The sequence below is a fragment of the Umezawaea tangerina genome (assembly GCF_003002815.1).
Taxonomy (GTDB): Bacteria; Actinomycetota; Actinomycetes; order Mycobacteriales; family Pseudonocardiaceae; genus Umezawaea; species Umezawaea tangerina.
On record NZ_PVTF01000003.1, the window covers coordinates 252,622 to 267,635 of the forward strand.

At 69.3% G+C, this 15,014-nt stretch carries 11 protein-coding genes; 6 read left to right on the top strand and 5 right to left on the bottom strand.

The annotated features are described in order from the left end of the window. Positions 1 to 6: 6 nt before the first annotated feature. The 5 genes from CLV43_RS11530 (at position 7) to CLV43_RS11550 (ending at position 10,794) form a co-directional block, all read left to right on the top strand. The gene (locus CLV43_RS11530; RefSeq protein WP_106187100.1) at positions 7 to 525 is read left to right on the top strand and encodes a nuclear transport factor 2 family protein; all 519 of its coding nucleotides are present in this window, start codon (positions 7 to 9) and stop codon (positions 523 to 525) included. Positions 526 to 542: 17 nt separating this feature from the next. After that, positions 543 to 1,601, top strand: a complete 1,059-nt coding sequence (locus CLV43_RS11535) for a prolipoprotein diacylglyceryl transferase (protein WP_146174735.1) — start codon at positions 543 to 545, stop codon at positions 1,599 to 1,601. Between the two features lie 521 nt (positions 1,602 to 2,122). Further along, a complete protein-coding gene (gene rpoB, locus CLV43_RS11540) occupies positions 2,123 to 5,605 on the top strand; it encodes a DNA-directed RNA polymerase subunit beta (protein ID WP_106187102.1) in 3,483 nt (1,160 codons plus the stop codon). A gap of 106 nt (positions 5,606 to 5,711) precedes the next feature. Continuing rightward, entirely contained in the window at positions 5,712 to 9,608 is a 3,897-nt protein-coding gene (locus tag CLV43_RS11545; RefSeq protein WP_106187103.1) for a DNA-directed RNA polymerase subunit beta', read from the top strand. Positions 9,609 to 10,161: 553 nt separating this feature from the next. After that, positions 10,162 to 10,794 carry a hypothetical protein gene (locus CLV43_RS11550; protein ID WP_211304327.1) on the top strand — a complete coding sequence of 211 codons (633 nt, stop codon included), beginning with the start codon at positions 10,162 to 10,164 and terminating at the stop codon, positions 10,792 to 10,794. On the opposite strand, the gene pip is transcribed toward CLV43_RS11550, so the two are convergent. From pip to CLV43_RS11575, 5 genes are all read right to left on the bottom strand, one after another. Beyond that, complete coding sequence (gene pip / locus CLV43_RS11555) at positions 10,791 to 11,744, bottom strand: prolyl aminopeptidase (protein WP_106187104.1); 954 nt, start codon at positions 11,742 to 11,744, stop codon at positions 10,791 to 10,793. The two genes, CLV43_RS11550 and pip, sit on opposite strands and share 4 nt — an antisense overlap. Positions 11,745 to 11,800: 56 nt before the next feature. Further along, the gene (locus tag CLV43_RS11560; RefSeq protein ID WP_106187105.1) at positions 11,801 to 12,238 is read right to left on the bottom strand and encodes a hypothetical protein; all 438 of its coding nucleotides are present in this window, start codon (positions 12,236 to 12,238) and stop codon (positions 11,801 to 11,803) included. Next, on the bottom strand, positions 12,235 to 12,681 hold the full coding sequence (locus tag CLV43_RS11565) for a hypothetical protein (RefSeq protein ID WP_106187106.1): 447 nt from the start codon (positions 12,679 to 12,681) through the stop codon (positions 12,235 to 12,237). Before CLV43_RS11565 ends, CLV43_RS11560 begins: the two co-directional genes overlap by 4 nt. A 105-nt stretch (positions 12,682 to 12,786) precedes the next feature. Beyond that, positions 12,787 to 13,074 carry a TFIIB-type zinc ribbon-containing protein gene (locus CLV43_RS11570; protein ID WP_106187549.1) on the bottom strand — a complete coding sequence of 96 codons (288 nt, stop codon included), beginning with the start codon at positions 13,072 to 13,074 and terminating at the stop codon, positions 12,787 to 12,789. Positions 13,075 to 13,122: 48 nt separating this feature from the next. Then, on the bottom strand, positions 13,123 to 14,004 hold the full coding sequence (locus tag CLV43_RS11575) for a phosphotransferase family protein (RefSeq protein WP_211304328.1): 882 nt from the start codon (positions 14,002 to 14,004) through the stop codon (positions 13,123 to 13,125). A gap of 77 nt (positions 14,005 to 14,081) precedes the next feature. On the opposite strand from CLV43_RS11575, the gene CLV43_RS11580 reads away from it, so the two are divergent. Beyond that, a complete protein-coding gene (locus CLV43_RS11580; protein WP_211304329.1) occupies positions 14,082 to 14,984 on the top strand; it encodes a DMT family transporter in 903 nt (300 codons plus the stop codon). Positions 14,985 to 15,014: the final 30 nt, after the last annotated feature.

The following is a 15,014-nucleotide window of genomic DNA, read 5'->3' on the forward strand; positions in this document are numbered from 1 at the left end:
GCGCGCATGGACACCGGAATCCGCCGCTGGGCGCTGCCCCTGGCCGCCGTGCTGGTGGTGCTCGCCGCCGGCTACGCGGTGTGGGCGGGCGTGTCGCTGCTGAACGGGTCGAACAACGACGCCGCGGCGTACTCGAAGGAGCGCGAGGAGGTGCTGCGGGTCGGCCAGGTCGGCATCGCGAACTTCACCACGCTCGACTACCACAAGGTCGACGAGGACCTGGACCGCTGGCTGCAGTCGTCGACCGGCGAGCTGCGCCAGGAGGTCGAGACCGGCAAGGACACCAGGAAGAAGCAGATCCAGGACGCCAAGACGGTCACCACCAGCCGGGTGCTCGACGCGGCGGTCACCGAGCTCGACGACCGGGCCGGTCAGGCGCACGTCATCGCCGTCGTCGAGACCACGGTGACCCCGGACGGCGGCCAAGCGGTGAAGAAGGTCAACCGCTACCAGACCGACCTGAGCCGCACGGACGCCGGTTGGAAGCTCAGCGCGCTCGGCCCCGTCGCGGCCGGCGGCGCCTGATCAGATTGGACTCCCCAGTGCCCCCGCCCCGCCGCCGCCCGGTCCCGTCCACCCCCGCGTACCGCCCGAAGGTCGCCGGTCTGCGCAAGCAGGCCGGCCCCGCGTCCCCGTCACCCGAGCCCGCCGCTCCTGCTGTGCCCGAGGTCGTCGAGCAGGAGCCGGTCGTCGTCCCCGTGGACAGCGCCCCCGCCGACGCAGTCGAGCAGGAGGACGCCGTCGAGCAGGAGGACGCGGGGACGGCCGAGACCGCTGGGACCGCCGTCACCGAGCCGGGGAGCGCCGGGGCCAGGACCGCTGACCCCGACACCGCCGAGCCGGAGGCTCCTGGGTCCGAGACCGCGGAGCCGGACACCGCGGAGCCGGACACCGCCGAAGCCGAGGAGGCCGGGCCCGTCGAGGCCAAGCCGGTCGGCCGGGCCAAGCGGAGGTCGACCAGGGTCCCGTCGCCGTCCCCCAGGAAGGCCGCCGACGTCGTCGCGGCCGACATCGCGGAGTCCGAGGACCCCTCGCCGGAGCTGGTCGAGGGCCGGACCCGGTCCCCGCTGCTGCTCCCGCTGGTCCTGCTCGTGGTCGCCGCCGTGCTCGCGGGCCTCGGGCTGTGGTTCCGGTCGATGGACCGGGGCGCCCCGACCAACGAGGCGCTGGTCGACACCGGTGGCACGACCGAGGTCAGCGGCCAGGCCCGCGAGGCCGTCGAGAAGGCCTTCTCCTACAACTTCGCCGACGTCGCCGCCACCGAGAAGGCCGCCGCCGACCTGCTGGTCGGCAAGGCCAAGTGCCAGTACGACGCGATCTTCGGACCGGTGAGGTCGCTCGCCCCGGAGCAGAAGCTCGTGGTCACGGTCAAGGCCGTGAGCAGCGGCGTGACCTCGCTGACCGGGGACCGGGCCACCGTGCTGCTGTTCCTCGACCAGGTCACCACGCGCACGACCGACAACCAGACCGGCGGCGGCATCGCGATGATGCGGGTCGGCACCCGCAAGGTGGACGGCCGCTGGAAGGTCGACAACATGGAGATGTTCGGCCAGACCGGTGACCAGACCGCCGAGATGCAGAAGTGCGCGGACGTCCAGTAGCGCTCGGGGACATCCCATGAGCAGATCGGGCGACAACGGCTGTCCAGGACCCCGAACATGGACGAAGAAGATCCACTTCAACCCCCTGAACGCGTGATGCCGGCCACACTATTGGGCGCGTTTTTGGACCGTCCGGACACGCCACGGACGGGGCGCGTCGGGCGTGGCAACTGATCGCCGGCGCTGGTCCGCTCGTGTTTGCGCTGGTCAAAGAGGTTACTTCGGGTAAACGTCGTTTGCGCCACCGGAGTGATCGGGGCGTGGCATCTTGACTGTGGGCGCAGGCAGGGTCACTCTGTTTCCGAACACGAGAAAGGTCCTTCCAGGTGCCTCTCGACAGTCGCCGTGTGTGTGGCTAGACTGCTCCTTTGCGCTGCCCTCATCCCGTTTTGCCCCCTTGTTGGGCCCCTCTTCGCCGAGAGGACGCCCTGCGAGACCAGGATGCGCACGGCGGCGCCGCACCCTTGACAGCCGTGCTAGTCCGCTGCTAGCCAGCTAATTAGTCCCTGGAAGGACGCATCTTGGCGATCTCTCGCGCGACCAAGGCCACTGCTGCGACCAACTCCACGTCGGGGATCCCTGGAGCGCCCAAGCGGGTCTCATTTGCGAAGATCCACGAACCGCTCAAGACGCCCAACCTGCTTGACCTGCAGATTCAGTCCTTCGAATGGCTCACCGGTGATGAGGCCTGGTTCCAGCGCCGCATCGACGCCGGTGACGAGGCGCCGACGGGCGGCCTCGAAGAGGTCCTCAACGAGATCTCGCCGATCGAGGACTTCTCGGGCTCGATGTCGCTCTCCTTCTCCGACCCGCGCTTCGACGAGGTCAAGGCCTCGACCGAGGAGTGCAAGGACAAGGACATGACGTACGCCGCCCCGTTGTTCGTCACGGCGGAGTTCACCAACCACACCACTGGCGAGATCAAGAGCCAGACGGTGTTCATGGGTGACTTCCCGATGATGACCGACAAGGGCACGTTCATCATCAACGGCACCGAGCGGGTCGTGGTCTCCCAGCTCGTTCGATCGCCCGGCGTCTACTTCGACACCAATGTCGACAAGACGACGGACAAGGACGTCTTCAGCGTCAAGATCATCCCTTCGCGGGGTGCTTGGCTGGAGTTCGACGTGGACAAGCGCGACACCGTCGGTGTGCGCATCGACCGCAAGCGCCGCCAGCCGGTCACCGTGCTGCTGAAGGCGCTGGGCTGGTCCACCGAGCAGATCCGTGAGCGCTTCTCGTTCAGCGAGACCCTCCTCACGACGCTCGAGAAGGACCACACCGCGGGCACCGACGAGGCTCTGCTCGACATCTACCGGAAGCTGCGCCCCGGCGAGCCCCCCACCAAGGAGAGCGCCCAGGCCCTTCTGGAGAACCTGTTCTTCAAGGAGAAGCGCTACGACCTCGCCAAGGTCGGCCGGTACAAGGTCAACAAGAAGCTGGGCCTGGCCAGCCCGATCAGCACCGGCGTGCTGACCGAGGACGACGTCGTCACGACGATCGAGTACCTCGTGCGCCTGCACGCGGGCGAGACGAACATGCAGCCGGGCGAGACCGAGGTGCCCGTCGAGGTCGACGACATCGACCACTTCGGCAACCGCCGCCTGCGCACCGTCGGCGAGCTGATCCAGAACCAGATCCGCGTGGGCCTGTCCCGCATGGAGCGCGTGGTCCGCGAGCGGATGACGACCCAGGACGTCGAGGCGATCACGCCGCAGACCCTGATCAACATCCGTCCCGTCGTGGCCGCGATCAAGGAGTTCTTCGGGACCTCCCAGCTGTCGCAGTTCATGGACCAGACCAACCCGCTCGCGGGCCTGACCCACAAGCGCCGCCTCTCGGCGCTGGGTCCGGGTGGTCTGTCCCGCGAGCGCGCGGGCATGGAGGTCCGGGACGTCCACCCGTCGCACTACGGCCGCATGTGCCCGATCGAGACGCCGGAAGGCCCGAACATCGGCCTGATCGGCTCGCTGTCCTCCTACGGGCGGGTCAACCCGTTCGGCTTCATCGAGACGCCGTACCGCAAGGTCGTCGACGGCCGGGTCACCGACCAGATCGACTACCTGACGGCGGACGAGGAGGACCGCTACGTCAAGGCGCAGGCGAACGCCCAGATCGACCTCGACGGCAACTTCCTCGAGGAGCGCGTCCTCGTCCGCAAGAAGGGCGGCGAGGTCGAGCTGATCCTCCCCGAGGACGTCGACTACATGGACGTCTCGCCGCGGCAGATGGTGTCCGCCGCGACCGCGATGATCCCGTTCCTCGAGCACGACGACGCGAACCGCGCGCTGATGGGCGCGAACATGCAGCGCCAGGCCGTCCCGCTGCTGCGCAGCGAGGCGCCGCTGGTCGGCACCGGCATGGAGCTGCGCGCCGCGGTCGACGCGGGCGAGGTCGTCGTCGCCAAGAAGACCGGTGTCGTCGAGGAGATCTCCGCCGACTACGTCACGGTGATGGCCGACGACGGTTCCCGCCAGACCTACGGGATGCACAAGTTCCGCCGGTCCAACCAGGGCACCTGCATCAACCAGAAGCCGATCGTCCACGAGGGTGACCGCGTGGAGTCCGGCCAGGTCCTCGCGGACGGGCCGTGCACCGAGAACGGCGAGATGGCGCTGGGCAAGAACCTGCTCGTCGCGATCATGCCGTGGGAGGGTCACAACTACGAGGACGCGATCATCCTGTCGCAGCGCCTCGTGCAGGACGACGTGCTCACCTCGATCCACATCGAGGAGCACGAGATCGACGCCCGCGACACCAAGCTCGGTGCCGAGGAGATCACCAGGGACATCCCGAACGTCTCCGAGGAGGTCCTCGCGGACCTCGACGAGCGCGGCATCATCCGCATCGGTGCCGAGGTCCAGCCCGGTGACATCCTCGTCGGCAAGGTCACGCCCAAGGGCGAGACCGAGCTGACCCCGGAGGAGCGCCTGCTCCGCGCGATCTTCGGCGAGAAGGCGCGCGAGGTGCGCGACACGTCGCTGAAGGTGCCGCACGGCGAGTACGGCAAGGTCATCGGCATCCGCGTGTTCAGCCGCGAGGACGACGACGAGCTGCCCCCCGGCGTGAACGAGCTCGTCCGGGTCTACGTGGCGCAGAAGCGCAAGATCCAGGACGGCGACAAGCTCGCGGGCCGCCACGGCAACAAGGGCGTCATCGGCAAGATCCTCCCCGCGGAGGACATGCCGTTCCTCGAGGACGGCACGCCGGTCGACATCGTCCTGAACACCCACGGCGTGCCGCGTCGTATGAACATCGGCCAGGTGCTGGAGACCCACCTCGGGTGGATCGCCAAGCAGGGCTGGAGCATCGACGGCGAGGCCGACTGGGCGAAGAACCTGCCCGAGGACCTCTACGAGGTGGCGCCGAACACGAACACGGCCACGCCGGTGTTCGACGGTGCCCGCGAGGAGGAGATCACCGGGCTGCTCGGCTCGACCATCCCGAACCGCGACGGCGAGCGGATGGTCAAGCAGAACGGCAAGGCGCAGCTCTTCGACGGTCGCTCCGGCGAGCCGTACCCGCACCCGGTGTCGGTCGGCTACATGTACATCCTGAAGCTGCTGCACCTCGTGGACGACAAGATCCACGCGCGCTCCACCGGCCCGTACTCGATGATCACGCAGCAGCCGCTGGGTGGTAAGGCGCAGTTCGGTGGCCAGCGCTTCGGTGAGATGGAGTGCTGGGCGATGCAGGCGTACGGCGCCGCGTACACCCTGCAGGAACTTCTCACCATCAAGTCCGACGACGTGCTCGGCCGCGTGAAGGTCTACGAGGCCATCGTCAAGGGCGAGAACATCCCGGAGCCGGGTATCCCGGAATCCTTCAAGGTGCTGCTCAAGGAGCTGCAGTCGTTGTGCCTCAACGTCGAGGTGCTGTCTTCGGACGGCGCCGCGATCGAGATGCGCGATGGCGACGACGAGGACCTGGAGAGGGCTGCCGCGAACCTCGGCATCAACCTCTCGCGGTCCGAGTCGCCTTCAGTCGACGACGTCGTCAACTGACTCGCTGGTCACGGGTGGGAGCACGCCTCCCGCGCGCTCCCGCCCGTGACCGACTTCCCCAGCAGCCCGCGCGCCAGCACAACAACCGAAGGGGAGAAGAGAAGACGTGCTCGACGTCAACTTCTTCGATGAGCTCCGCATCGGTCTCGCGTCCGCCGATGACATCCGCCAGTGGTCTTTCGGCGAGGTCAAGAAGCCCGAGACCATCAACTACCGCACGCTCAAGCCCGAGAAGGACGGCTTGTTCTGCGAGAAGATCTTCGGTCCCACCAGGGACTGGGAGTGCTACTGCGGCAAGTACAAGCGCGTCCGCTTCAAGGGCATCATCTGCGAGCGCTGCGGCGTCGAGGTGACCCGCGCCAAGGTGCGCCGTGAGCGGATGGGCCACATCGAACTGGCCGCGCCCGTCACGCACATCTGGTACTTCAAGGGCGTTCCCAGCCGGTTGGGCTACCTGCTCGACCTGGCCCCCAAGGACCTCGAGAAGATCATCTACTTCGCCGCCTACGTCATCGTGGGCGTCAACACCGAGCTGCGCCACAACGACCTGTCCACGCTGGACAGCGAGATGCAGGTCGAGCGCAAGCGCGTCGAGAACAAGCGCGACGCCGACGTGGAAGGCCGCGCGCAGAAGCTCGAGGCCGACCTGGCCGAGCTCGAGGCCGAAGGCGCCAAGAGCGACGTCCGCCGCAAGGTCAAGGAGGGCGGCGAGCGGGAGATGCGCCAGCTCCGCGACCGCGCCCAGCGCGAGCTGGACCGGCTCGACGAGATCTGGTCCACCTTCACCAAGCTCGAGCGCGCCCAGCTGATCGCGGACGAGATGCTCTACCGCGAGCTGTACGACCGCTACGGCGACTACTTCACCGGTGCCATGGGCGCGGAGGCGATCCAGCGACTGCTGGGCGACTACGACGTCGACGCCGAGGCCGACGTGCTGCGCGAGACGATCCGCAGCGGCAAGGGCCAGAAGAAGCTGCGTGCGCTCAAGCGGCTCAAGGTCGTGGCCGCGTTCCAGCAGACGCGCAACAACCCGCAGGGCATGGTCCTCGACTGCGTCCCGGTCATCCCGCCGGACCTGCGCCCGATGGTGCAGCTCGACGGTGGCCGCTTCGCCACGTCGGACCTGAACGACCTGTACCGCCGCGTGATCAACCGGAACAACCGCCTCAAGAGGCTGATCGACCTCGGCGCGCCCGAGATCATCGTCAACAACGAGAAGCGGATGCTCCAGGAGGCCGTCGACGCGCTGTTCGACAACGGCCGCCGCGGCCGCCCGGTGACCGGGCCGGGCAACCGCCCGCTCAAGTCGCTGTCCGACCTGCTGAAGGGCAAGCAGGGCCGGTTCCGCCAGAACCTGCTCGGCAAGCGCGTCGACTACTCCGGCCGTTCGGTCATCGTGGTCGGCCCGCAGCTCAAGCTGCACCAGTGCGGTCTGCCCAAGCAGATGGCGCTGGAGCTGTTCAAGCCGTTCGTGATGAAGCGGCTGGTCGACCTCAACCACGCGCAGAACATCAAGTCCGCCAAGCGGATGGTCGAGCGCGCGCGCCCGGCCGTGTGGGACGTGCTGGAAGAGGTCATCACCGAGCACCCCGTGCTGCTGAACCGCGCACCGACGCTGCACCGCCTGGGCATCCAGGCCTTCGAGCCCCAGCTGGTCGAGGGCAAGGCCATCCAGCTGCACCCGCTCGTCTGCGAAGCGTTCAACGCCGACTTCGACGGTGACCAGATGGCGGTCCACCTGCCGCTGTCCGCCGAGGCCCAGGCCGAGGCGCGCGTGCTGATGCTGTCGTCGAACAACATCCTGTCGCCCGCGTCCGGCAAGCCGCTGGCCATGCCGCGACTCGACATGGTGACCGGTCTCTACCACCTCACCCGGCACAAGGAAGGCGACCTCGGCGAAGGCCACGCCTACTCGTCCCCGGCCGAGGCGCTGATGGCGTACGACCGCAAGGTCCTGGGCCTGCAGGCGATGGTGAAGATCCGCGTCACGGACAAGAACCCGCCGAAGAACGAGACGCCCGAGGACTGGGAGCCCGGCCAGCCGTGGCTGGCCACGACCACCCTCGGCCGTGTCCTCTTCAACGAGGTCCTGCCGCAGGACTACGCGTTCATCAACGAGGTCATGCCGAAGAAGCGGCAGGCCACGATCATCAACGACCTGGCCGAGCGGTACCCGATGGTCACCGTCGCCAGGACGCTGGACAAGCTGAAGGACGCCGGCTTCTACTGGGCCACCCGGTCCGGTGTCACCGTCGCCATCTCGGACGTCCTCGTGCCCGCCGCCAAGCAGGGCATCCTCGAGGAGCACGAGAAGCTCGCGGAAGCGGTCGAGAAGCGCTACCAGCGCGGTCAGCTCTCCTACGTGGAGCGCAACAACGAGCTGGTCAAGGTGTGGACCAAGGCGACGGAAGAGGTCGCCGAGGTCATGGAGGCCAACTTCCCCGACGACAACCCGATCCGCATGATCGTGAAGTCGGGCGCGGCGGGCAACATGACCCAGGTCCGCTCGCTGGCCGGTATGCGCGGTCTGGTGACGAACCCGAAGGGCGAGTACATCCCGCGTCCGATCAAGGCCTCGTTCCGCGAGGGCCTGTCGGTGCTGGAGTACTTCATCGCCACGCACGGTGCCCGCAAGGGTCTCGCCGACACCGCGCTGCGCACCGCCGACTCGGGTTACCTGACCCGTCGTCTGGTGGACGTGTCGCAGGACGTCATCATCCGCGAGGTCGACTGCGGCACCACCCGCGGCGTGACCCTGCCGGTGGGCGAGAAGGCGGGCGACAAGGTGGTGCTGCACGAGTTCGCGCAGACCAGCGTGTACGCCCGCACCCTCGCGGACGACCTGAACGACCTGAACGGCAACCTGCTGCTCAACCGCGGCGACGACCTGGGCGACCCCGCCCTGGCGAAGCTGGTCGAAGCGGGCATCCTCAAGGTGAAGGTCCGCTCGGTCCTGACCTGCGAGACGCCCGTCGGTGTCTGCGCGAGCTGCTACGGCCGCTCGATGGCGACCGGCCAGCTCGTCGACGTCGGCGAGGCCGTGGGCATCGTGGCCGCGCAGTCGATCGGTGAGCCCGGCACGCAGCTGACGATGCGCACCTTCCACCAGGGTGGTGTCGCCGGTGACGACATCACGACCGGTCTGCCCCGTGTGCAGGAGCTCTTCGAAGCCCGTGTGCCCAAGGGCAAGGCGCCCATCGCGGACGTCGACGGCCGGGTGCGCCTGGAGGACGGCGACCGCTTCTGGAAGATCACCCTCATCCCGGACGACGGGTCCGAGGAGATCGTCTTCGAGAAGCTGTCGAAGCGCCAGCGCCTCGCCAACACCCCCACCGGCCCGCTCGCGGACGGCGACCACGTCACCGTCGGCCAGCAGCTGCTGGAGGGCACGCCCGACCCGCACGAGGTCCTCCGCGTGATGGGTCCCCGCGAAGCCCAGCTGCACCTCGTCACCGAGGTCCAGAAGGTGTACCGCGCACAGGGCGTGGCGATCCACGACAAGCACATCGAGGTCATCGTCCGGCAGATGCTCCGCCGGGTCACGATCATCGACTCGGGTGCCGCGGAGTTCCTCCCCGGCTCGCTGGTCGAGCGGTCGGACTTCGAAGCGGGCAACCGCAAGGTCGTCGCCGAAGGCGGCGAGCCCGCCGCTGGCCGACCGGTGCTGATGGGCATCACGAAGGCGTCGCTCGCGACGGACTCGTGGCTGTCCGCGGCCTCCTTCCAGGAGACCACCCGAGTCCTGACCGACGCGGCCATCAACGGCCGCTCGGACAAGCTCATCGGTCTGAAGGAGAACGTGATCATCGGTAAGTTGATCCCGGCGGGCACGGGCATCAACCGGTACCGCAACATCCAGGTCCAGCCGACGGAAGAGGCGCGGGCCGCGGCCTACGCGATTCCGTCCTACGACGACGGGTACTACACGCCTGACGTCTTCGGGACCGGGACGGGTGCGGCGGTGCCGTTGGACGACTACGACTTCGGTAGGGACTACCGGTAGTCGGGTTTGGTTGGCGGAAGGCCCCTGCAGCTTCGGCTGTGGGGGTCTTTTGCTTTTGGGGGTTTGGGGGTGGGGGTTCCGGTGCGGGGGGTCGGCTTCCGGTCTTCTCGCTGTGCGAAGTCCGGATTCCGGCTCTCTCATCCCTGGTGAGCCTGGGCTCCGGCCCTCCCGCCGTGCGAGTTCGGCTCTTGGCCCTCCCACCCCTGGGGGAAGCCCGGCCCCCGGCGCGCGATTGTCTCAATGCCCGATCTTGCTTGTCAAGACGATAGGGCTGTCTTGACAAGCAAGATCGGGCAGGAGGGCGCTGTGGATCGGGGGCAGAGGGGAGGTCTGGCTTCGCCAGCATCGGCTACGCCGACTCAAGCATCGGCTACGCCGACTCAAGCATCGGACTCCGTCCGACAAGGCATCCTCGGCTTCGCCGTTGGACAAGGCATCCGCGCTTCGCGGCGGACAAGGCATCGGCTGGCGCCGACGAGGCCCCAGGCGCTCCGCGCCGGATGCGCGGTGGCGGGCTGCGCCCATCGGGGTGGGGTTGGTGGTGGGTGGGTGGGTGCTGGGTTTTCTCTGGGTCGCGGATGGGTGGGGGCGGCAGGAGACTGGGGTGATGGATGTTGTGACGCGGCAGGGTGAGTTGCAGGTGGCGGCGGATGCGGTTGTTGACTCGTTGGGGTTGAAGCAGTCGTTGGCTGAGTTCGGTGAGCCGGTGCGGGTGGGGAGTTCTGCGCTGGGGCTCATGGTTCGGCGTGATGTGGACATCACGGTTGTCTGCCCTGCTTTGGACATGGCGACTCATGAGGCCGTGGTGAAGCTCGGTGGGGAGCTTGCGCGGCATCAGCGGGTGGGGAAGGTGTTGTTCCGCAACGACACCGGGGACTGGAACGTGGATGCGAAGTACCCCGACGGGTTCTACCTCGGGGTTGGGTGTCGGTCTGCGCACGGGCTCGAGTGGAACGTGGACATCTGGTTCGTGGACGAGCCCGCGCGGCAGCCGGATCTGGAGCACGTGCGGACGTTGCCGGGGCGGCTGACGGACGAGACGCGCGAGGCGATCCTCGGGATCAAGGAAGCCTGGGCGGAGCGGCCGGAGTACGGGAAGTCCGTGAGCAGCTACGACATCTACACCGCGGTGCTGGACAAGGGGGTTCGGACCCCGGAGGAGTTCGAGGGCTGGCGGTCCGTCTAGTCGGGATCGGTGAACTTGGCGACGGCCTTGCCGATGGCGGCGCCGAAGTCGGGGCTGCCGCGGTGGCCGGCGTCGGCGATCAGGTGCAGTTCGGCGCCGGGCCAGGAGCGGGTGAGGTGCCAGGCAGTTTCGGCGGGGCAGCTCATGTCGCGCTGGCCGTGGACGAGGACGGCGGGGATGTCCCTGAGCTTGCCGACGTCCCGGAGCAGTTGGCCCTCCTCGAGCCAGGCGCCGTGGACGCCGTAGTGGGCGCAGATGCGGACCATGGCGATCATGTCGTCGGTCGCGCGGTCGGTGTACATGTTCGGCTTGCCGCTGATCTCCAGCGACAGCACGGCGTCCTCCCAGGTGCCCCAGGCCGTGGCGGCGCGCGCCCGCACGTCCGGGTCGGGGTCGGAGACGCGGTCGAGGTAGCCCTGCAGCAGGTCCTCGTCGGCGGGGACCTCGGAGCGGAAGGCCGCCCATTCGGCGGGGAAGAACTTGGCGGCGCCGCGGTAGAGCCAGTCGGTCTCGGCCCTGGTCGAGGTGGTGATGGAGACGAGGATCAAGCCCGTCACGCGCTCCGGGAACCGCTCGGCGTAGGCGAGGGCGAGGGTGGAGCCCCAGGAGCCGCCGAACACGAGCCAGCGGTCGACGCCGAGGTGCTCGCGGAGCAGCTCGGTGTCGCGGAGCAGGTGGTCGGTGGTGTTGACGGCCATGTCGGTGGCCGGGTCGGCGGCGTGCGGGGTGCTTCTGCCGCAGCCGCGCTGGTCGAACAGCACTATTCGGAACTTCGTGGGGTCGAAGCTGCGTTGCGTGCCCTTCGGGCTGCCCCCGCCGGGGCCGCCGTGCAGGACCACGACCGGTTTGCCCTCGGGGTTGCCGAAGACCTTCCAGTACACGGTGTTGCCGTCACCGACGTCGAGGAAGCCGTCGTCGTAGGGCTCGATCAGGGGGAACGGGTTCTTCATGTGATCGACAGTAATGCGGCGCCCCGGTTCGGACCGGGGCATTTCCGCGTGCGCCGCTAGCGCCGCCGGGCTCTCGTGATGGCCCTCGCCCTGGCGACCAGGTCGTCCACCAGGTCGGCGTCCACGACCGGCGGTGCGCCGGTGTCGTCGTCGCAGCAGCGGGGCTTCGTGCGCTTGTCGCCGCTGCGCGGCCGGACGCCCGCGAGCTCGTACAGGGCGTCGTAGAGGTTGCGGCCGGGGTCGTCGTCGTGCGGGCCGACGAGGAGCACCCAGACGGTCTCGGGGGCCGGGAAGGCCACCACGACCCGGTCGGCGCCGCGCAGGTGCTTCACGCACAGGCGGGGGAGCGGTTCGGGGCCGGTCACGCGGTAGCCGAGGGCGACGCAGCCGCTGTGCGACAGCTCGTCGAGGAACCGGTCGTAGGCGTGCCGGGCGGGCCCGCGCAGGCCGGAGGCCTGGGAGCTGGCGACGGGGGTTTCGACGACCGTGATCAACCGGTGCGGACCACGTGTCCTTCACCCCGGTGCATCTGCTCCAGGCTCGCCGCGAGGTCGGCGCGGTCGCGCAGCGCCAGGTCGCTGAGCCTGCGGTGCACCTCGTCGAGCAGGCCGCGGCTCTTGCCCGCGCGGCGCAGGTCGGACACCAGGTGCAGCACCTCGTGGAGGCGTTCGGCGTCGAGCAGCATCCGCGGCTGCTTCGCGCTGATCGAAAGCACGCCCTCGCGCGCCCACGCCTTCACCGTCTTCTCGGTCAGGTCGAGCAGCTCACCGGCCACGACGGGCCGGATCGGGGGTGCCTGCCGCAGCGCTTTCGCCACGACGCCCGCGAGCTTGTGCCTGCGCACGTCGTCCTCGGACAGCGTCAGCGCCACCTCCTCGATCTCCTCGATCTGCTCGAAGAGATCGCGGATCTGCGCTGCCTCGGTCGCTACGGACATGTCGGCCTCCCCTCAGTTCACTACCAAGTATTGCCTAGTTTCTCGGTAGTCGCAACAGCGGGAAGCGGCCCCGGAGCCGGTGCTCCGGAGCCGTTCCCGCGGAGGTCAGGAGGAGTAGAAGAGACCCGCGAGGCCGCCGTGCTTGCGACGGTGGCCGTGGTGGCCGTAGTGCACCTGCGGCGCGCCCCACGCGGGAGCGGGCTGGGCGTAGCCGGGCGGCGGGTAGGCAGCGGGGGGCGGGGGCGGGGGAGCGGCCATCTGGGTCTCCAGACGGGTGATCGCCTCCAGCTCGCCGTAGTCGAGGAACACGCCGCGGCAGCCATCGCACTGGTCGATGTGCACCCCCATGCGGTCGTAGGTGCGCATGTTCGCGTGACACTTCGGACACTGCATCGTGTGGGCCTCCTGCTCGTACACGCCGCTTCGGCGATTGGTCCGATATTAGCCGCGAGCCATGTGGGGATGTGCCGAGACGATCCGATCGCAGGACTCCACCAGCGCTTCCTGCGCCTCGTCCAGCGGCTTCCCGTCGCGCTGCGAAGCCAACAGGGCACGCGCCGCCATCTGCACGACCAGGGCGCGCGCCGGCACGTCCAGCGCCGCCCACGGGTCGACCGCCGACACCGCCGCCCCGCCCGCCGCGGTGTAGGCGTCCAGGAACCGCCCCCACGTCTCCGCGTCCAGCACCCCGGCTGCGTGCAGCGCCGCGGGCCGGGCCAGGTCCCACGCCGGGTCGCCCACGCCGAGGTCGTCCACGTCGATCAGCCGCCACCCGCCCGCCTCGACCATCTGCCCGAGGTGCCAGTCGCCGTGGCACACCGCGAGGTGCGCGGGCGCGTCGACCGGCGGCAGCGTCGCGAAGGCCCGCAGCACCTTCCGGGCGTCGCCACCGAGCCCGGACGCCCGCAGGTCGGCCACGGTCCGGGCGAACCGGTGCGGCGCCCCCGACGGCGGCTGCACACCGGCGAAGTCCGCGGGCTTGAACTCGTGCAGCGCGGCCAGCAGCCGCGCCGCCTCCTCCAGCGGCGCCGTCTCCGGATCCCGCTCGGGCACCGGCCGCCCCAACGGCCACGTCGTCACCACCCGGCCGTGGACCAGCACGGGGGACACGTCCAACGGCGGCAGCAGCAACCCGCTCAGCCGCGGGTCCCCGGCCAGCCGCATCCGCGCGCCCAGCACCGCCGGGTCCGCGCCGGGCTCGTGCGCCTTGACCACGACCTCCCCGACCCGGATCACCACGACGTCGCCGCGCACCGCGAGCACCACGGGGTCGACGCCGTCCGGCACGAGCGCGGCCATCGCCGCGACGAGGTCATCGGTCACCGCACCAGTGAATCACCTGGTGGGCTGTGGCCATGCCCACCCGCGGAAGTCGGCCGGAGCGGGTGAGGATGGGGCACGTGCACCAACGTGTCGACCCCTTCACGGCAGTAGCGATCGGCGTCGCCCTCGTCGCCGTCTCGTCTTCCGGTCCGCTCATCGCCTTCGCCGCCGCCCCGGCCCTCGCCATGGCGTTCTGGCGCACCGGACTGGCCGTGGGGGTGCTCGGGCCGTTCACGCTGGTGCGGCGCGGAGCCGAGCTGCGGCAGGTGGTGGGGCGGCGGGAAGGGCGCTACAGCGCGCTCGCCGGGGTGGCGCTGGCGGCGCACTTCGCGACGTGGATGCCGAGCACCCAGCTGACGTCGGTGGCCACCGCGACGGCGCTGGTGGCCACCCAGCCGGTGTGGCAGGGGCTGATCGCGCGGTGGCAGGGGCGTCGGCAGCCCGTGGCGACGTGGGTCGGGATCCTGCTCGCGGTCGTCGGGGTGGCCGTGGCCACCGGGGCGGACTTCAGCGTGGCCGGGCCCGCGTTGTGGGGGGACCTGCTGGCGTTGGCCGGTGGGGCGATGGCGGCCGTGTACACGGCGCTGGGGGAGCGGGCGCGGGTATCGGTGACGACCACGACTTACACGCTGGTCTGCTACTCGGTGTGCGCGGTGCTGCTGCTGGTGGGGTGCCTGGTGTTCGGGGTGCCGCTGGTGGGGTTCGACGCGGGGACGTGGGCGGCGATCGCGGGGCTGGCGGTGGGGGCGCAGCTGCTGGGGCACTCGATGTTCAGCTACGCGCTGCAGAAGGTGTCGGCGGGGACGGTGAGCTTGCTGATCCTGTTGGAGGTTCCTGGGGCGGGGGTGATCGCCTGGTTGTGGTTGGGGCAGGTGCCGGGGGTCGGGGCGATGGTGGGGGTGGGGTTGTTGTTGGTGGGGTTGGCGGTTGTGGTGGGGACGGGGGTTTGGGCGGGGAGGAGGGTGGAGGTGGTTGCTTGAGGGGGTGTTTGGTGGGGTCTTGGCCGGTGG